This is a genomic window from Nocardiopsis alba DSM 43377 (assembly GCF_000341225.1).
Lineage (GTDB): Bacteria > Actinomycetota > Actinomycetes > Streptosporangiales > Streptosporangiaceae > Nocardiopsis > Nocardiopsis alba.
This window is the reverse complement of record NZ_ANAC01000002.1, coordinates 20,970-39,369: the sequence shown is the minus strand read 5'-3', so window position 1 is coordinate 39,369 and position 18,400 is coordinate 20,970. Positions and strand designations below refer to the sequence as shown.

The window sequence follows — 18,400 nt, the reverse complement described above, 5'->3', positions numbered from 1 at the left end:
GGTGAGAGCTGTGGGTGGTCGGGTGGGATGAGGGATCCCCGCATGCGCGGGGAGCAGGACGCGCCGTCCTGGCGTCTGACCTCAACATCGGGTCCATCCCCGCGTGCGCAAGGTTCAGGGTCCGTCCTACATGTCCGGCTACTTCGGGGGCTTGGAGTCCCGCGCCTCGTGCATCCATGCCAACGGCGACCGGTCCAACGCCAGTTTCGCGAGCCTCTGCGCGCCGTCGGTCTTCAACGCCGCGAGAGACGTGTCGATCCACGCCTGTGTGTCCGTCCCCTGCTCCCGGTACTCCACGGCCTGGAGAAGGCATTCGAGCTTGTCGGCGTCCTTCGCGCATCGCGCCTCCGCCGACTCCTTGGCCTCGTACTCCGCTTCCGCACCACCGATCAACCGCGCGAGACCCTCCGGCATCCCCGCTGTCTGATCCGCGGTCACCTCCGCGTTGCTGGAGGCCTTCAGGTACCGCTTCCCGATGTAGGGGATGTCCGTCAGCCGAGTCTCCTGAGTGTCGTGGAACAGGGCCAGGAACGCGGCGCGCTCTGGGTTCGCGCCTTCGAGCTCCGCGATGACGGCCGCCGTGAGGGCGGTGCGGTGCGAGTGGTCCGCTATCGACTCCGGGTCAGGGACACCGGCAACGACCCAGCCGGTCCGCTTGTAGCGTTTGAGGAGACCGGCCTCGTACAGGTAGTCCAGTGCCCGCACGTCCTGCTGCTCGCCCATTCTGGAAACCCTTCCAGCGCCGTTGAACCGTGCGAAGAGCGTAAGACACCTCTTCGAGTTCGCGCTTCGACCGGGGCGAGATCGCGCCCTCCGAAAGCATCCGGGCCACCGACCTCATCAGGTCGTCCGCGATCCTCTTCGTTGGCATACCTGGCTTACGGATGAGGGGTAGGGACTGTCATGAACGTGGACAGGAGTGAGGTCCAACCCCGCGTGCGCGGGGAGCACCCCACGACCAAGGCGACCGAGGGCCACGACGAGGGTCCATCCCCGCGTGCGCGGGGAGCAGTGCGGGTTCTCGTCCAGGTACGCGGTCACGTAGGGTCCATCCCCGCGTGCGCGGGGAGCAGTCTTTCTGACCTGCAACGCTATCCCGGCCGACCCGTCATTTCTGCATGTTGTCGAGAAACAGACAAAACCGACACCCCTCGCCCTCCCGTTCGAAGCCGACCGCGTTCAGGCCAACGCCGTGGTCAGGAACGATCCTCCAGATAGCGATAGAGCGCGGTACGGATGAAGGGCGGCATCAGCAGGGTGTCGAGAAGATCGGGGGCGACCCAGGCGAGCTTGACCCCCTCGGTCAGCGGCAGGGCCTCGGCGTCTCCGTCCCACACTCCGGCGTAGAAGGTGAGAAGCCGCCCGGACCCGTGAACATCGGGGACCTCGAACAGCTCGACCAAGTCCTCGACGACCAACCCGGCCTCCTCGTCCAGTTCGCGCACGATCGTCTGACGTGGGCTCTCACCCGGATCGCACCCACCGCCCAGCACCGACCAATGACCGGGCCAGGCGATCTGAGGAAGGTCATCGCGCAGATGCAGCAGGAGGTCTCCGCGGGCGTTGGCGATGATGGCCACCGCGCCACGAGACCGGTCGTCGACTCGCATGCGGCCACAGTAGACGTCTTCCGTCGGCCGCCGGAAGACGAACGGGTGCGCCGAGCACAGGTGTGAGCACCGCTCCGATCGTCATCCGGAGAATGCGGTGGCCGTCGATCACGGGGGTGAACGACGCTCGCAGACTCGGCAGGTCCAAAGTGAATCGCCAAGGCTTCGGAAAATCCGACTTTCTGACTGTAGGATTGAGACAAGGTGCCGCCGGTTGGGGAAGCGGCGCAGCACGACAGAGAGGTCCTCGAAAGTGAAGGACACGAAGAAGAGACGTCGACGTTCGGTGATGCGTCGTAAGAACCAGCTCACTCTGCCTCGGGAGGTCACCGAGGCGCTGCACATCCGTGAAGGCGACGAGGTCGAATTCGAGATCGGTGAGGACGGTCAGGTCGTACTGCGCGGCATGACCGTGGTCCCGGCTGATCAGGCCTGGTTCTGGGACCGGGAGTGGCAGCAGGGTGAACGGGAGGCCAGTGAGCAGATCGCTGCCGGTCGGACCGAGGAGTTCGAGGACGCGGAGTCGATGTTCGACGCTCTTGAACAGGAGCGCTGAAGATCCGTTGGCCACGTTCGCTACCACCCCCCGCTTCAAGGCGGACTTCAAGAAACTGACCAGGGAGCAGGTCACGCGCTTTCGGCGTGTGGTCACGGGCGAGTTCGCGCCCGATGTACAGAAAGGGGAGTTCCGCCCCAGCCTTCGGGTCAAGGGCGTCCAGGGCGCTCCGGGTGTCTACGAGATGACTTGGGCACCTGATGGTCGAGCCACATGGGAGTACGGAGACGAACGCTTCCCAGGCAAGCCGCACGTGATCTGGCGTCGGGTCGGCACTCACGCCATCTTCAGCCCAGGCCCTCCCTGAGCTCGAAACGTAAGGAGATCTGAGTGGGTGTACCCACTCAGATCTCCTCAGGTCATGTCGAAGACCCGTGCCCGGACCTCCGAGCCGCCAGGACGTCCGGACACTCCCTCCCCCTCTCCGGTCCGAGTGGGCCGTCCCCGCTCAAGCGTGATATCCCTCGACCATGTCCATCTCCTCGCTTCAGCTCGCCCTGGCCGACTTCGCGCGGCGGCGGGACTGGGAACAGTTCCACACCCCCAAGAACCTGGCCATGGCGCTGGCCGGTGAGGCGGGCGAGCTCGCCGCCGAGTTCCAGTGGCTGACCCCCGAACAATCCCAGACGGTCATGGAGGACCCCGCCAAGGCCGAGGCCGTACGCCAGGAGATGGCCGACGTCCTCTCCTACCTCCTGCGCCTGGCGACCGTCTTGGACGTGGACCTCGAACAGGCCCTGAAGGACAAGATCGACCTCAACGACACCAGGTACCCCGTCGACCGCGCCTACGGCACGGCCACCAAGTACACCGACCTCGACCGGTAGGAACAGTTTCCCGTCCGGGCTCGCCCGCTACTTCTCACAGCGCGTGGATGCCTCCGCGACACCAATCCGGCACGAAGCAGGTGGACGTTCCGCCTTCAGACCTGCGGCCGCGCCGGCACGGAACGGCCGGGGGCCGAGACACGTGTGTCGAACCTGGTACTGGCCAAGGCGCGCTCGGCCATCGTGATCAACTCCAGCACCTCACGGGCCAGGTAGGCGGTCGCGCCGCGCGGACCGGGGCACGCCGGAGGCCACACTGGACTGCCAGTGCTCCTCTTCCCATGTGGCCATCGGTGCTTTCCTTTCACAGAAATACGATCCATTAAAGTATAAAGCTTTAAACTTTAATAGATGAGTGCTCTGTTCAAGGATTTCCCCTCACAGGAACCGACGATCTCAAGACTCTGCTGAAAGAGACCTGTCATAGGAAAGAGACCGACCGGTAGGAACAGTTTCCCGGCCGGAAGGTCCCGCGCCCACGGCGCAGGCGGTCACTCGGACGGGCTCGTGTCCCTCTCCTTCTCCCCCTCTTCCTCGTCGTCGACGGAGCCCAGGTCGACGACAAGGTGCTCGGACATCGCCCTCAGAGCGAAGGGGACCACGGGCACGGCGAGAAGCAGCCAGGCACCGGCCTCCGGCCCCAGGATCAGAGCGGGGGCCAGGCCCACGATCGACGTACCGACCGCGGCCAGGGTCGCCACCGGTCGGGGCAGGAAGAACCCGCCCCTGCGGAACAGGTAGGGGACGGTCAGGACCACGAGGAACACAGCGAGGCCGGCCACCAGGAGCGGCGTTCGAACCGGATTCGTGTCCTGGGAGGTCAGCGCGCCCAACAGCAGCGCCTCGGGAACGAGGAACGCGGCGCAGGCACAGATGACGTGGAGCCTGACCTTCCTGTAGTAGCTCTTGTACCTGGAGCGGAACCACAGGTTCGACCACCCACGCCCCATGAACCTGCTGTCGGTGTGTTCCAAGCATGAGGAGAGGAGCAGCATCGCGTCCTCGTCCCCCTTCATGGCGAGGCCTCTCACCTCCGCGATCGCCTCTTGGTGGCGCTCTCTCCTGTGGAGAAACCACCCCAGGCCCACACGCGGCCCCGGTTGATCGGGGGCCGCCTCCGCCGCGGCACGCCATAGTCGTTCCACGTCGTCCCACCGTTCATGGAAGTACATGATCGGTCCGAGGACCTCGGCGATCTCGACGATCAGCTCCGCTCGCTCCGCTTCGGGAACACTCTGACGAAGCCGCTCGGCCTCATCGTGATCTCCGTCCTGGAACATCAGCTCGGCCAGAGCCCAGGTGGCGAGAGCATAGCCGTTCGCCGAGGCCTCCCTGAGGCGACCCACGGCCTCCTCTCGGTCTGCGTATCGGAGTAGGTGGATGCCGAGTTCGTGCATCTGCGAAGCGCCCCCGGCCTCGGCCGCCGCCCGGTACCACTTCTCGGCCTCATCGGGGTCCTTCTCACGCTCGGCGTACAGCGCCGCCAGGGTCATGGCCCTGACGTCTCCGCCCTCTGCCGCCCGTAGGAACCACGGCCGGGCCTCCTCATAGCGCTTGCGGAGGAACAGGTAGAGGGCGAGCATGCTCATACCGTCGAGGTTCCCGTGCTCGGCGGATCTGCGTAGGATGCCGATGTTCTCGTCCGTGGGCCCCTCATCCCAGTAGTGGAGCGCGACGTAGTAGTGGGCGGTGCCCGCGTCAATGTCCAGTGCCAGGTCGAACGCCAGTCTGGTCATGTCGGTGTGCCCCCTCCTCCCCGCGATGACGGCCGCCCGGACCAGCTCATCGACGGGGAGCGGTCGCAGCGCCCGTACGCAGTACTCCTTCCGGTCATGGGCCACGGCCCGCATGCCGTAGGAGATGCGATCGGTGACCTCTCGAAGCCGTCCCTCGGCGGCCTCCCACACCTGTTCGGGGATCTCCTCCTCATCGAATCGGTGCGCCGTCTCCAGGAGGTAGTAGTAGGGGTCCCACAGGCCGGGCCCGGTGTCGTCCGGAACGAGCAGGCGGGCGACTCCGTACCGTAGCTCGCTCACCCAACGCCAGGCCTCCTCCAACGGTTCGGGGTCGGTGTCCTCCCTCAGATAGAGGTGGTGCAGCTCCTCCAACAGCTCTCGTGACAGCGGCCTCCACAGCCCGGTCTTACGCAGATCGAGCGCCGCGGCCACCAGGGCGTACCCCCTGGGGTGACCGTCGTCGCCGGGTTCGCGGGCCACACGCCAGTCCCGCAATACCTGGGGGCCCGCCACCAGATACTCGGCGACGCGTGGGCTCCCCTCCTGCGCGGTCAAAGCCGCCTCCAAGCGCTCATCCTTCGCCTCGGAGACCCGATCGACCTCGTCCGCCGTCCAGACCTGCCCGATCGGCAGAGGGTCGGCGGCCCTGAGCAGGCGGACGGTGTCGCTCGTCCCATCGACCCGATCGAACTGTGCCTTGAGCGCCTTGTTGTTGATGGTGGCCACCACGGTGACCCGGGCCTCGATCAGCCGGTTCAGGAGGGACAGGTTCACGGAGTCGCGGGACAGATAGCGGTTGAGGTCGTCCAACCACAGCACCAGACCCGACCGAAGCCGACGGGTCCCGGCCAGCGCGGGGAGTCCGCTCAGATCGGCGTTCTCGGCCGGGGCCAGGAAGGTGTGGCGGGGCAGCTCCGCCCGAACGGCCTCGAACGCGGCACGGGTCTTCCCCACGCTGGAGGGTCCGGTGACCAGTACGAACCCTCCCCGCTTCGCGTCCCGGATCCTCGCGCGGAGTTCCCGGTCCGTCTCCCTGAGCACGTACGGCGGGAGAGGTGGGAGCCCCTCACTCTGTCTGGTGGGGTGCACCCCGACCGTCTCGGGCGCCGTGTCCCCGCACCGGGGCCATTCGTGCACGGGAGGGAGCGGGACGGTCTCGTCCGGCCGCTGTTGGTGAAGGTGGATCTCCCCGAACTGGTCACGCATCTGGATGACCAGCCCACCGTGGACGTCCCTCATCGAGTTGGAGACGGAGCGATCCGAGGAACCGTCGAGCATGGTGGCTTCTCCTGGCCGGGGGGCGGGGACCCTTACGAGTATGCTGACGCGCTCCCGAACACGCGATCCCGGCCCGTACGCGGTCGGAAGGGTCGTCGGGTCTCATCTCGAACGCCCGCGGCCACCTGCTCGCCGGCCGCGGAGGCCCGGGTGATCTACTCGGACCATGAGCATCAGCACCACCTTGAACAAGGTGAGCGCGCACGACGCCCCGGCGCTCGCCGAGTTTCTCCAGGTCGTGGACCTGACCCTCAGTGGACTCGACTCCCCCACCGTCCGCCTGTGGGTCGAGCGTGACGACGACGGCGCGATCATCGCCAGTACCGGCTACGAGATCGGCGACGACCGCGCCCACGCGCTCATCAGAAGCGTCGCGGTCCACCCCGCGCACCGTTCCTCCGGCAAGGGGAGCGCCCTCGCCCGGTTCGCCTTCGAGAAGGCCGCGGAGGAGGGCGCCTCCACCGCCTGGCTGTTCAGCCGCCGCTCCGGCCCCTTCTGGCGGAGCCTGGGCTGCGCGCCGGCCGACCGGTACGAACTCGCGAACGTCCTGAGCGAGACCCACCAGGTACGGCTGTTCAAGGAGACCGGGCAGCTCGACCGCGAGGTCGCCTGGTCCCGGCCCCTGACCTGAGCCACCGTTCTCAAGGGACTCGACCGGGCGCCGAGCGGCCGGCTCTTCCGGACCCCTCCCTCGGGCATCTGAAAACACGTGGAGTGCCGGGACGGGCACTGTTACCGTCGGCGAAACCCGCACGGCCCGAGCACGGGTCCCGACGGAAGCGGTCCGGCCATGACCACGTCCCCCCGACACGAGACCCCGGGTCCTTCCACCTCCGAGCCCGCCACCCCCACGGCCTCCCCCGGCGACGGCAGGGTCTCCCTCCTCGCCCGGCTGGGCGTCTACACGAGCCTGTCCACCCTGGCCGACTTCGTCTACGGCGCCGTCTTCGTCACAGTCATCCTCGCCCGCGGCGCCGACCCGTGGATGGTGGGCGCGATCATCGCGGCGGGCCAGGTCATCGGGCTGTTGATGGAGGCCCCGAGCGGCGCCCTGGGCGACCGGTACGGACACCGTCGTCTGCTGACGGTCGGCCTCGTGTTCTGGGGCGTCGGGCTCCTCACCATCGGTATGGCCTCGGGCCTGGTCCTGACCCTGGTGGGCATGTGTCTGGGCCACGTCGGTGCCTCGCTGAAGTCCGGCACCCTGAGCGCGATCCTGGTCAACCGGGTCGGCACGACGGACCGCACCGCCCGTATCGAGCGGATCGTCCGGATCTCCGCGGTCTCCACGCGGCTGGGTTCGGTCCTGGGCGCGGCCTCGGTGATGATCGCCGGCACGTGGCTGTCCGCCGGTCCCCTGGTGGCCGTGGGCGGCGTCCTGCTCCTGGTCCTGGCCCTGCTCGCGCCGAAGTGCTTCCCCACCACGCCGGTCGACCCGGACCGTCGGGTCGGCGCGATCCTCGTGGAGTCGGTGGTCCTGGTCGCCTCGCGCCGTTTCCTCCCGCTGGTACTGCTCGCGTCCGCGCTGATGGTCGCGACCATGCTCCTCGTGGTCGCCTGGCAGCCCCTGTTGGCCGCCGAGTACGGCGGCGAGGACGTGCGGCTGAACGGTCTGGTCCTGCTGGTGATGAGCCTGGCCCTGATGGCCGGCGCCGCCTGCGCGCGCTGGGTGGACCGGGACCGCCCCCATCTGTGGGGGCCGGTGGTGGCGAGCGGTATCGCCCTCCCCCTGCTCTTGGCCGCCTATGACGTGATCCCGCTGGTGGTGGGGCTGGTGCTCGCCGAGTTCCTGATCGGTCTGGGCGGTGTGCTGTCGGGGGTGTGGAGCCAGCTCATGTTCACCGACGCGAACCGGAACACGATGTTCTCGGCGGTGACGGTGGTGACCCTGTTCGGCGCCGCGGTCACGACCGGCTCGTTCGGGCTGCTGTGGGACCTGTGGAGCATCCCCACCGCCGTCGCCCTGCTGTCCGTGCTCGCGCTGGTGGTGGCGATGGCCTCGCTGGTCCTGTCCCGACTGGTCCCCGAGTCCATCGACTTCACCTGGGCGGTGCGGCGGAACGCGGAGGCCGAGGAGCTCGACGTGGAGAACGGTGAGCGCTCCGAGGACACGCGTTCTCGGGAGGAGTCGCCGAAGGGCCCCTGACCCTCGACCTGTTAGCCTGCGCCCGAATCGACCTGGGGGGAACGAGTGACCATGGACCTGTCCGAACTCCTGCGGGAACGCCCGATCGTCCAGGCGCCGATGGCCGGAGGGGCGTCGACCTCCGAGCTGGTGACGGCGGTGGACAGCGCGGGCGGGCTGGGTTCGCTGGCCGCCGGCTACCTGGGCGTCGAGGCGTTGGCCCGGTGGATGAAGGAGGTCCGGGGCGCGGGCACGACCGTGTTCGGGGTGAACGTGTTCGTCCCCTCCGAGGCCGCCGCCCCCGAGTCGGTGACGGAGGCCTACCGCGCCACGCTCTCCTCGGACGCGCTCCGTTACGGCGTGGAGGTGGGCGAGGCCCTGTACGACGATGACGGCTGGGCCGCCAAGATCGACCTGCTCGTCCAGGCCCGGGTGCCGGTCGTGAGCTTCACCTTCGGCTGCCCGTCGGCGGAGGTACTGGCCGGGTTCCGGGAGGCGGGGTCGGCGACGATCGTCACCGTCACCACGGTGGCCGAGGCCCGGACCGCCGTGGAGCGCGGCGCGGACGGGGTGTGCGTTCAGGGGCTGGAGGCCGGCGGTCACCGGGCCACCTTCGACCCGAAGCGTGCGGACGACCGCCCGCTGCTGGAGCTGCTGCCGGAGGTGGTGGCCGCGGTGGACGTGCCGGTGATCGCCGCCGGCGGGATCATGGACGGTTCCGACGTCGCCGCGGTGTTGGCCGCCGGTGCCGCCGCGGCGCAGTCGGGCACGGCGTTCCTGCGCTGCCCCGAGAGCGGCGCGCAGCCGCTGCACAAGGCGGCGTTGGCCGGGTCCGACTTCGCGGAGACCTCGCTGACGCGGGCCTTCACCGGTCGTCCGGCCCGTGGGCTGACCAACCGGTTCATGGCCGAGCACCGGGACGCGCCCGACGCCTACCCCGAGGTGCACCACATGACGAAGCCGCTGCGCGCGGCGGCCGCCCGGATGGCCGACCCGCAGGGCATGGCGCTGTGGGCGGGCACCGGTTTCGCGCGCTCGCGGGAGCTGTCGGCGGGCGAGCTGGTGTCGACGCTGCGGGCCGAGGCCGTGGAGGCGGGCGCCCGTATCTGAGTGCCGCGCGCCCGCCCCCGGTCAGCGGGCGTGGTCCTCGGTGAGCGCGATCAGCCCGTGGGGCAGGTCGACGCGCCAGCACGCCTTGTCGTGTCCGCCGTTGTACTCGGTGAAGTCCGCGAAGTCGCCGGGAAGTCCGAGTTCCCGGCCGCGTTCGATCAGGGCCTCGTGGACGCGGCCGTTGGTGCCCAGGAGCGCCCATTCGTGCAGGCCGGCGCTGAGGTGGACGTGTTCGGGCAGTGCGTCGGCCTCGCGCACCAGACGCACCGTGCGTTCGGTCTCTCCCCCGGTGACGGCGGGGTTGGGCCACCAGTAGGAGCCGGACTGGGACAGCACCCGTCCGAAGCGTCCGGGCCGGCGCAGCGCCGCGTAGAGGGCGGTGAGTCCGCCCAGGCTCTGGCCGGCGATGAGCGTGCGGCCGGGGTCGTCGGTGACGGGGTGGAGCTCACCGAGCCAGGGCAGGAGTTCGGTGTCGAGGAAGTCGACGAAGAGGTCGTGGCAGGCCAGCTCCCTGGTGCGGGTGGCCTGGTCGAGTGAGTCGACCATGACCGTGAGCATCGGTGGCAGGGTGCCGTCGGCGATCAGGCCGTCGAGCAGCGGGGCCAGGGGCAGGTCGTGCCAGGTCCGTCCGTCGAGGAGGATCGCGACGGTCCAGGTGCCGTCGACCGGTTCCCGTGCCGGTCGGTGGATCCAGACGTCGCGGGTGTTGCCGAGCCGCTCGGAGGCGAGCGTGCGCCGGGTGAGGGTTCCGCGCGGGGCGTCGGGGTCGTGCCGGAGTCGGGGCGGCGCCTCGGGTAGGGAGACCACCGAGTGGTGGGCGTCCAGCGCTTCGCGGGCGCGGGGGTCGGGGCGGGCGTGGGCGAGGGCGTCGAACCATCGGGCGACGGCGGGCCGGTCCTCGGGGTCGGAGAGGGCCAGGGCGCGTTCGCGGCGCGTGCGGGTGGTGGCCGACAGGGCGTTCTCGGGGGCGGGCGTGCCGTCGGCGGGGACGGGGGCGACGCTGTAGGAGGCCCGCCAGTCCGAGCGCATCAGGTAGGTGAGGTGCCACACGTCGGTGCCGGGGATCCGCTCCATGCGGTTGCGCTCGTAGGAGTCGGCGGCGGCGATCCGGTCGGCGGTGAGGATGACGTCGGCGAGCTCGTCGCCGCCGCGCCAGAGGAAGGTGGCGGTGCGTCGGCCCTGGTCGTCGCGTTCTCCGACGATCGGTGTGCCGGTCCGTTCGACCCGTTCCCAGAAGGCCTCGGTGTCCGTGTCCCCCTCGGCGGCGGCCCGTTCGAGGTCGGTGATGAGCGGCGAGACGCCTCGCGGAGGACGGGTGGCGCGCTTGAGACGGGGCGGGACGGTCATGAGGGTCGGGTTCACATCGCGTGACATTGACATAAGGATAGCCTTACCTAAATATTGCTCCCATGAAGCTAACGCACTCCAGATCCACGCTGGTCACCGGGGCCTGCTCCGGCGCCCTCGCCCTACTCGTGCTCGCCGCCTGCGGGACCGACCCCGGCGACACCGACAGCCCCTCCACCACCGAGGGTGAGGCCTCCGGCACCCGGACCGTGGAGCACGTGTTCGGCGAGACCGAGATCCCCGCCGACCCCGCCAACGTGGTCTCGGTGAGCGTCACCAGCACCGCGGTGCTTCTGAGCCTCGACATCCCCGTCACCGCCTCCTCCACCACCAGCCCCTCCGCCCTCACCGACGACAACGGTTTCTTCGCCCAGTGGGCCGAGGTCGCCGTCGAACGCGGCGTCGAGCCCCTGCCCGGCCCCGAGGTCTCCCTGGAGGCGGTCGGTGCCGCCGCCCCCGACCTGATCGTGGGCAACGGCTTCGGCGCCGACGCCATCGACCAGGACACCTACGAGACGCTGTCGGAGATCGCGCCCACCGTGGTCTACGGCGAGTCCGACACCCCCTGGACCGAGCTCACCGAGCAATACGCCGAGGCCTTCGACCGCGGCGACCGGGCCGACGAGATCGCCGAGGAGTACGAACGCCTCGTGGCGGAGACCTCCGAGGCCCTGTCCGCCGAGGAGGACGTGGTGGTGCTCACCGGCACCCCGGACGGGTTCAACGTCTTCACCTCCGAGTCCGCGCAGGGCCGCCTGATCGACGAGCTCGGTCTGACCCTGCACGAGATGCCCGAGGACCTCGCCGCCTCGGGGAACCAGGGCGGGCCCGAGCGGGCGGACATCGTGCGCCTGTCCCCCGAGCGCGCCTCCGACTTCGGCGACAGCACGCTGCTGTTCGTGAACACCCAGGGCGAGGAGCCGGCCGACTACGCCGAGACCGCGCCGATCCTGGAGAGCACCCCGGCCTACGAGGAGGGACGCGCCTTCACGCTGGGCGCGGAGGCCTTCCGGCTGGACTACTACAGCGTTCCGCTGATCGCCGACCGGCTGGTGGAACTCCTGGGTTGATCGCGCGAGCCCCGAGCCGACCCCAGGGCTCGGGGCCGCCACGATCACGGCGACGGCCAAGGATCCGGTCGGGGCCTTTCCGCCTCCAGGGGGCGCCGATTCGTGGGGCCCCCGACCTTCGGGAACACCCTCCGGAACCCCTCTCCGGGCACGTCACGGGGCGGGCGCTCGACTCGGGCCGATCCCGCCCCGATCTCCCCTTACCTACCTGTTGGTAACGATTGAAACCGGCAGGTCGTGAGGCCTGGAACACGTGACGCGGCACACTCTATGGTTCCGCCATGGGTGTATTGCGGAAAAATGTCCTACTTCGTGTCCTTTTGTGGTTTATAGCGACGATCGCCGTGCTGGCCCTCATCGCCTCCCTCCTGGGGGTGTGGGCGGTACGCCGGTCCTTCCCGACCACGGACGGAGAGCTCTCCCTCCCCGCCCTGGGCTCCCCCGTCACCGTGCTGCGCGACGAGTACGGGGTCGCGAACATCTACGCGGACGACGCCGAGGACCTCTTCGTCGCCCAGGGCTTCACCCACGCGCAGGACCGCTTCTGGGAGATGGACTTCCGCCGTCACGTCACGGCCGGGCGCACCGCGGAACTCTTCGGTGAGGCCCAGGTCGAGACCGACGTCTACCTGCGCACCATGGGCTGGCGCCGGGTCGCCGAGCAGGAGTACGACCTCCTCGACGAGGACTCTCGGAGCTACCTCGACGCCTACGCCGCCGGGGTGAACGCCTGGCTCGACCAGAACGACGGGCTCTCCGCGAGCCTGGAGTACGGTCTGCTCGGCATCACCGCCGACGACTACAGCATCGAGCCGTGGACCCCCACCGACAGCCTCGCCTGGCTCAAGGCCATGGCCTGGGACCTGGGCGGCAACCTCCAGGAGGAGACCGACCGCGCCCTGCTGCTCGCCAACGGTCTCGACCGCGACCTGATCGAGGAGCTGTACCCGGCCTACCCGACCGAGCGGCACGTCCCGATCACCGACACCGACGAGCACGACGGCGCCGCCCCCGACGCCGACCTGGCCTCAGCCCCCGAGCTTCCCGACGAGGCCCTCGACGCGCTCGCGAACCTGTCCGGCGTCCAGGACACCATCCCCGACCTCATCGGCCCCTCCGGCCACCCCGACCTGGGCTCCAACTCCTGGGTGGTCTCCGGCGAGCACACCGACACCGGTTCCCCGCTCCTGACCAACGACCCCCACCTCGGGGCCTCCATGCCCTCCACCTGGCACCAGATCGGCCTCCACTGCACCGAGGTGAGCGAGGCCTGCCCCTTCGACGTGAGCGGCTTCGGCTTCTCCGGTCTGCCCGGCGTGATCATCGGCCAGAACGACTCCATCGCCTGGGGCTTCACCAACCTCAACCCCGACGTCATGGACCTGTACCTCGAGCGGATCGAGGGCGACGAGTACGTGGTCGACGGCGAGAAGCGCCCGCTGGAGATCATCGAGGACACCATCGAGGTCGCCGGCGGCGAGGACGTCGACATCACCATCCGCGCCACCCACCACGGGCCGATCATGTCCGACACCGGGCTCGGCGCGAACCTGGCCACCATCGGCGAGAACCCCTCCGAGGGCGACGACGCCCCCTACACGGTCTCCCTCAGCTGGACCGCGCTCCAGCCCGGGGCCACCGCCGACGCCATCTTCGCCATGAACCGCGCCCGCGACTGGGACGAGTTCCGGGCCGGCGCCTCCCGCTTCGAGGTCCCCGCGCAGAACCTCGTCTACGCGGACGAGGAGGGCAACATCGGCTACCAGGCGCCCGGCCGGGTGCCGGTGCGCGGCGAGGGCGACGGCCGTTGGCCCGCCCCGGGCTGGGACTCCGACTACGACTGGGACGAGGAGTACCTGCCCTTCGACGAGCTGCCCAGCGTGCTCAACCCCGAGTCCGGGTTCATCGTCACCGCCAACCAGTCGGTCGTGGACGAGGACTACGAGCACTTCCTCACCACCGACTGGGACTACGGCTACCGGAGTCAGCGGATCAACGACCTGTTGGCGGAGCGGATCGCCGCCGGTCCGGTCACCGTCCAGGACATGGAGGACGTGATGATGGACTCGCGCCACGAGGCCGCGGTCGACATCACCCCCTACCTGTTGGACGTCGAGGTCGACGGGGTCACCGCGAAGGCCCAGGAGGAGCTGGCCGACTGGGACCACGTCAACGACACCGACTCGGCGGGCGCCGCCTTCTACAACGCCACCTGGCGCCACCTGCTGCCACTGCTCTTCGACGAGCTGGGCGACGTGGACATGAACACCGGTTCGCGCGGCATGTACGTGGTGGGCCTGCTGCTGGAGGACCCCGAGTCCTCCTGGTGGGAGGGTGAGAAGGCCGACGGCCGCGAGGAGGTGCTCGCCACCGCCATGGACGAGGCCGCCGAGGAGCTCACCGACCTGCTCGGCGACACCCCCGCCGACTGGCGTTGGGGCGATCTGCACACCCTCACCGCCACCCACGAGTCCTTCGGCAGCTCCGGGATCGCCCCGGTGGAGTGGCTGTTCAACCGCGGCCCGGTGGAGAGCTCCGGCGGTTCGAGCATCGTCAACGCGACCGGCTGGAACGCGGCCGAGGGGTACGGCATCACCACCGTCCCGTCCATGCGCATGGTCGCGAACCTGGCCGACCGGGACGCCTCCACCTGGATCCACCTCACCGGTAACTCCGGGCACGCCTTCCACCCCAACTACGACGACCAGTTGGAGCTGTGGGCCGAGGGCTCCTCGCTGCCGTGGGCGGTGACCGAGGAGGCCGTCCGCGAGGCGAGCACGGACGAGCTCACCCTCACCCCCTGACCGGTCCTTGAGGCGCGCGGCCCCGGATGGTGTAACGCCATCCGGGGCCGTCGGCGTTTCAGCACCGCGTTCTCCCCGCCCGGAGGTGGCCACGGGCCGGGGTAACGCTGTACATGTTCTTCGGCGTTACACCGATCCGGCCTCACAACGGGAAGGAGACCCCGGTCAGTTCTTCGGACAGATCCCACAGCCGGCGGGCGGCCTCGGCGTCCCGAGCGGCGGAGGAGCGACTCGACGGGCCGGGCGCGCCGTTCATGAACAGACCCGTGGGACCGGCGAAGAAGGCGCCGGGCACGTCCTGGGTGGCGGCGTGGATCGTGGGGAGGGCGCCGTGCGCGGCGCTCTGCGCGACGACCTTGTTCAACACCCCCATGGCCCGGTCCTCCAGAGCGTTCCCGGTACGCCCCTGAAGGTTGGTGGCCGCGTAACCGGGGTGGGCCGCCACGGCCAGGACCGGCGATCCGACCTCGTCGAGTCGGCGCTGCAACTCCAGGGTGAAGAGCAGGTTGGCCAGCTTCGACTGCCCGTACGCCCGGTAGGGGGTGTACCCCTTCTCCAGGTTCACGTCGTCGAAGTGGATACCGCGCGAGAGCCGGTGCAGCCCGGAGGAGACGGTGACCACCCGCCCGGTGACGTGTTCCAGCAGCAGATTGGTGAGGGCGAAGTGGCCCAGGTGGTTGACGCCGAACTGGGTCTCGAAGCCGTCCTCGGTGGTGGACTTCGGGACCGCCATGAGCCCGGCGTTGTTGATCAGGAGTTCGAGGTCGCCCTTCCACCCCTGCGCGAAGGCGCGCACCGAGGCCAGGTCGGCGAGGTCGAGACGGCGGACCTCGGTCTCGCCCTCGATCGACCGGGCGGCGGCCTCCCCCTTCCCGGTGTCGCGCACGGCCAGGACCACACGGGCCCCGAGTCCGGCCAGGACCTTGGCGGTCTCCAGGCCGAGGCCGCTGTTGGCCCCGGTGATGACGGCGGTGCGACCGTTGAGGTCGGGCATGGAGATCTTCTCGGCGCTCATCTCCTCAACGTTAGGGCGATCATCCGAAGATCGTCGACCCTCTCGACGGGACGCGTCGGCCCGGTCCCCGAGAACCCGCCGCCCGGGAGCGTGCCCCCGGAAAGGACGAGGCCCGGCCCTCATGAGGAGAGGACCGGGCCGAAGCGGTGATGGGCGGCCGAGGTCAGGCGGTGCTGAGGGAGAGCTTCACCGCGAACCCCAGGAACAGGGCGCCCGCCACCGAGGTCGCTCCGGCGGAGAGACGCCGACGCCGGGAGAAGGCCGCCGCCAGCCGGGTGCCGCTGAAGATCAGGGCGGACAGGTACAGGAAGCTGACCAGCTGCAACAGCAGCCCCAGGACCAGGAAGGACAGCGCCGGGTAGGCGTAGTTCGGGTCGACGAACTGCACGAAGAAGGAGATCAGGAACAGGATCACCTTCGGGTTGAACAGAGAGACCACCAGCGCCCGTCGGTAGGGCCGCTCTCCGGTGCTCGGCGCCGGGGCGGCGTCGGCGGCGCGCTGCTCCTCGGCCCGCTGATGCCGGGAGGTCCACATGGCGTGGGCGGTGCGCAGCATCCCGATCGCCATCCACACCAGGTAGGCGGCGCCCACGAACTTGACGACCGCGAAGACCAGCGGGTTGGTACCCAACAGCGTGGCGGCGCCCGCGGCGGCGAGGATCATGAGCACGGCGTCGCCGGTGAAGACCCCCGCGGCGGCCGTGTACCCGGCCCGGGTGCCGCTGCGCGCGGCCACGGAGAGCACGTAGATCGAGTTGGGCCCCGGGAGGAGCACGATGAGGATGAGACCGGCCAGGTAGGTGGGCAGGTCGATGATGCCGAGCATGATCGCAGTGTTCCACCCGGTGAACGGCGTCCACCACCCTGTTCGTGGGTGGTGAGCCCCACTCCGCGGTATCGGACGTCCGGGGCGGGGGCTCCCCGCCCCGGACGGTTCCGTCCGCTTCCGTCAGGCTCCTACCGAGGGACCAGTCGTTCCAGGACGGGGGCGCCGCCGCGCTCCCACTCGTCACGGGTCACCGCGTAGTAGTGCATGTCCCACAGCCGACCGCGGAAGAAGGTGTGGTCGCGCAGGGTCACCTCGCTCCGGAGGGAGGACAGGGCCGCCCCGAAGCGGGCGATGCTCGCCTCGGTGCTCTCGATGTACACGCGCCGGATGTGGTCCCACCGTGCGAACCCGTAGTTGGCCAGCAGGAGCATCGCCTCGGCCCCCTCACCGTAGGAGAGCATCTCCGTGTTCATCGAGATGCCCATCTTCAGGTGGCCGGCCGGGTCGCGGTCCCGCAGGCTTCCGAAGCCCACGAACCTGCCGTTGGAGCGCAGGCAGATCGCGAAGAGCGTGAAGTCCTCCTGTACCGCCATCTCGAAACCGCTGCGGAAGTCGTCGAGGGCGGGCAGCGTCTCCAGCCCCGCGCGCAGCAGGCTGTCGTACAGGTCGTCGGCGCTGTCCGGAGTGGCGGTCCGGAACACGACGCGCCGGGTCTCCAGGTGTGGAACAAGCAACAGGTTCTCCCGATGTTCGTTGGTGGTGCTCTCCGAAGGGGACGCCCACGACCGAGGCGTTTCGGAGACGGCACGACCCGTGTCAGGCGGTGGGCACCGGATCGTCCGGCCGGACGCCCCCCATGACGAGCTCCTCGACCCGCCGGGCGAACTCCGCCGGCGTGGGTGTGCCCAGCATCCGTTCGCGCAGCAGGCCCGCCCCTCGACGGAACCCCGAGCCGGCCAGGAGCGACCGGAGGGCCTCCCGCGTCCTCGCGGGCGTCACGTCCTCACCGGAGAGCTCGATGGAGGCGCCCTGGGCGGCGAGTCGCCCGGCCAGGACCCGTTCGTCGAACTGGTACTTGGGCATGACCAGGTCCGAGATGATCAGCTGCGGAACGCCGAGCGACATCGCGGTCAGACAGGTGCCGGCGCCGCCGTGGTGGACGACCGCGTCGCAGGTCTCCAACAGGGGTTGCATGGGCACGTGCGAGAAGATCCGGACGTTGTCGGGCAACGTCCTCAGTTCCTCGCTCTGTTCGTCCGGCAGGGTCGCGATGATCTCCACGTCCAGCTCGGCCAGAGCCGCCAGGAAGTCACCCAGATGGTGGTTGCCGTCGAAACGTTCCATGCTCGACGACCCCATGGTCACGCACACGCGGGGATGGTCGGGCCGGGAACGCAGCCAGGCGGGCACCCGCGCCGCGCCGTTGAAGGGAACGTACCGGATCGGTCGACGGGACGTCCTCGTCCCCAGTTCCAGCTGGACCTCCTCGGGGAAGGGGTCGAGCGTGACCTGGCCGTGGACCAGCGATTCGCCGAACTCGACGCCGTAGCGGGCCGCCCGGCCCGCGAGCCAGCGCGCCAGGTTGTCCCTCTCCCACGCCTGCTCGGGGTCGGGGGTCCTGTCCTCGATCTCGATGCGCATCTGCGTCAGTACGTCCATGCCCCAGAGGAAACGGGCATGAGAGGCGCCCGCGGCCTCGGCCGCGATGCCGCCCGCGTAGGTCTTGGGCTCCCAGATCACCAGGTCGGGCCCCCACTGACGGCACAGGGCGACCAGGTCGTCGAGCATCAGGTCGTTGACCATCCGCAGCCAGTAGTTCACGACGCCGCCGTACAACTCCAGCAGCTCGTCGGTGTCCATACCGTCGAGGTCGACGGTCACGCCCAGGCCCGCGCCGGCCTCACCGTCGACGTGCTGGCTCTCCAACGCCTTGAAGGCCCGCAGATACTGTTCGAGGGCGTAGGGAGGACCCACCGCGCAGAACGGCAGACCCGTCTCGACGACGGCCTCGCGCAGGTCCGGCTGGCTCGCCACCCGGACCTCGTGGCCGGCGGACCGCAGTGCCCAGGCGAGGGGGACCATGCTGAGCATGTGCGTCTTCTCGGCCTGGGTCACGAAGAGGATGCGCATCCGGCATCTCGCTTTCTATGCTC

General features: G+C 69.4%; 16 protein-coding genes. 7 read left to right on the top strand and 9 right to left on the bottom strand.

The window, feature by feature from the left end; genetic code table 11:
* Positions 1–138: 138 nt before the first annotated feature.
* Together D451_RS0101775 and D451_RS0101770 are read right to left on the bottom strand one after the other, a co-directional pair.
* Entirely contained in the window at positions 139–723 is a 585-nt protein-coding gene (locus tag D451_RS0101775) for an HD domain-containing protein (protein WP_017533203.1), read from the bottom strand.
* 473 nt (positions 724–1,196) lie between these two features.
* Positions 1,197–1,610, bottom strand: coding sequence for an NUDIX domain-containing protein (locus D451_RS0101770; RefSeq protein WP_017533202.1), 414 nt, complete (start codon positions 1,608–1,610; stop codon positions 1,197–1,199).
* Positions 1,611–1,899: 289 nt separating this feature from the next.
* On the opposite strand from D451_RS0101770, the gene D451_RS0101765 reads away from it, so the two are divergent.
* Together D451_RS0101765 and D451_RS0101760 are read left to right on the top strand one after the other, a co-directional pair.
* Positions 1,900–2,166, top strand: coding sequence for an AbrB/MazE/SpoVT family DNA-binding domain-containing protein (locus tag D451_RS0101765; protein ID WP_017533201.1), 267 nt, complete (start codon positions 1,900–1,902; stop codon positions 2,164–2,166).
* Between the two features lie 470 nt (positions 2,167–2,636).
* Positions 2,637–2,993: a nucleotide pyrophosphohydrolase gene (locus tag D451_RS0101760; RefSeq protein WP_017533200.1), complete on the top strand. Its 357-nt coding sequence runs from the start codon at positions 2,637–2,639 to the stop codon at positions 2,991–2,993.
* Between the two features lie 95 nt (positions 2,994–3,088).
* On the opposite strand, the gene D451_RS27765 is transcribed toward D451_RS0101760, so the two are convergent.
* On the bottom strand, positions 3,089–3,250 hold the full coding sequence (locus D451_RS27765; RefSeq protein WP_017533199.1) for a hypothetical protein: 162 nt from the start codon (positions 3,248–3,250) through the stop codon (positions 3,089–3,091).
* A gap of 234 nt (positions 3,251–3,484) precedes the next feature.
* A complete protein-coding gene (locus D451_RS0101750; protein WP_026124742.1) occupies positions 3,485–6,007 on the bottom strand; it encodes a tetratricopeptide repeat protein in 2,523 nt (840 codons plus the stop codon).
* Positions 6,008–6,173: 166 nt separating this feature from the next.
* On the opposite strand from D451_RS0101750, the gene D451_RS0101745 reads away from it, so the two are divergent.
* The 3 genes from D451_RS0101745 (at position 6,174) to D451_RS0101735 (ending at position 9,242) form a co-directional block, all read left to right on the top strand.
* Positions 6,174–6,638 carry a GNAT family N-acetyltransferase gene (locus tag D451_RS0101745; RefSeq protein WP_017533198.1) on the top strand — a complete coding sequence of 155 codons (465 nt, stop codon included), beginning with the start codon at positions 6,174–6,176 and terminating at the stop codon, positions 6,636–6,638.
* Between the two features lie 159 nt (positions 6,639–6,797).
* Positions 6,798–8,153 (top strand): MFS transporter, encoded by a 1,356-nt coding sequence (locus D451_RS0101740; RefSeq protein WP_017533197.1) that lies wholly within the window; start codon positions 6,798–6,800, stop codon positions 8,151–8,153.
* Positions 8,154–8,204: 51 nt separating this feature from the next.
* Entirely contained in the window at positions 8,205–9,242 is a 1,038-nt protein-coding gene (locus D451_RS0101735) for a nitronate monooxygenase (protein WP_017533196.1), read from the top strand.
* Positions 9,243–9,263: 21 nt separating this feature from the next.
* Here D451_RS0101735 and fes read toward each other — a convergent pair whose 3' ends face one another.
* Positions 9,264–10,616: an enterochelin esterase gene (gene fes / locus D451_RS0101730; RefSeq protein ID WP_017533195.1), complete on the bottom strand. Its 1,353-nt coding sequence runs from the start codon at positions 10,614–10,616 to the stop codon at positions 9,264–9,266.
* Positions 10,617–10,651: 35 nt separating this feature from the next.
* On the opposite strand from fes, the gene fepB reads away from it, so the two are divergent.
* Positions 10,652–11,659: a Fe2+-enterobactin ABC transporter substrate-binding protein gene (gene fepB / locus D451_RS0101725; RefSeq protein ID WP_017533194.1), complete on the top strand. Its 1,008-nt coding sequence runs from the start codon at positions 10,652–10,654 to the stop codon at positions 11,657–11,659.
* A 344-nt stretch (positions 11,660–12,003) separates the two neighbouring features.
* Positions 12,004–14,463 carry a penicillin acylase family protein gene (locus D451_RS0101720; protein ID WP_017533193.1) on the top strand — a complete coding sequence of 820 codons (2,460 nt, stop codon included), beginning with the start codon at positions 12,004–12,006 and terminating at the stop codon, positions 14,461–14,463.
* A 142-nt stretch (positions 14,464–14,605) separates the two neighbouring features.
* On the opposite strand, the gene D451_RS0101715 is transcribed toward D451_RS0101720, so the two are convergent.
* The 4 genes from D451_RS0101715 to D451_RS0101700 all read right to left on the bottom strand — a co-directional run bounded on the left by D451_RS0101715 (position 14,606) and on the right by D451_RS0101700 (position 18,377).
* The gene (locus tag D451_RS0101715) at positions 14,606–15,478 is read right to left on the bottom strand and encodes an oxidoreductase (protein WP_017533192.1); all 873 of its coding nucleotides are present in this window, start codon (positions 15,476–15,478) and stop codon (positions 14,606–14,608) included.
* A gap of 163 nt (positions 15,479–15,641) precedes the next feature.
* Entirely contained in the window at positions 15,642–16,304 is a 663-nt protein-coding gene (gene leuE, locus D451_RS0101710; protein ID WP_014909903.1) for a leucine efflux protein LeuE, read from the bottom strand.
* A 131-nt stretch (positions 16,305–16,435) separates the two neighbouring features.
* Positions 16,436–16,981 carry a GNAT family N-acetyltransferase gene (locus D451_RS0101705; RefSeq protein ID WP_014913033.1) on the bottom strand — a complete coding sequence of 182 codons (546 nt, stop codon included), beginning with the start codon at positions 16,979–16,981 and terminating at the stop codon, positions 16,436–16,438.
* An 82-nt stretch (positions 16,982–17,063) separates the two neighbouring features.
* Positions 17,064–18,377: a nucleotide disphospho-sugar-binding domain-containing protein gene (locus D451_RS0101700; protein WP_017533191.1), complete on the bottom strand. Its 1,314-nt coding sequence runs from the start codon at positions 18,375–18,377 to the stop codon at positions 17,064–17,066.
* Positions 18,378–18,400 lie beyond the last annotated feature (23 nt).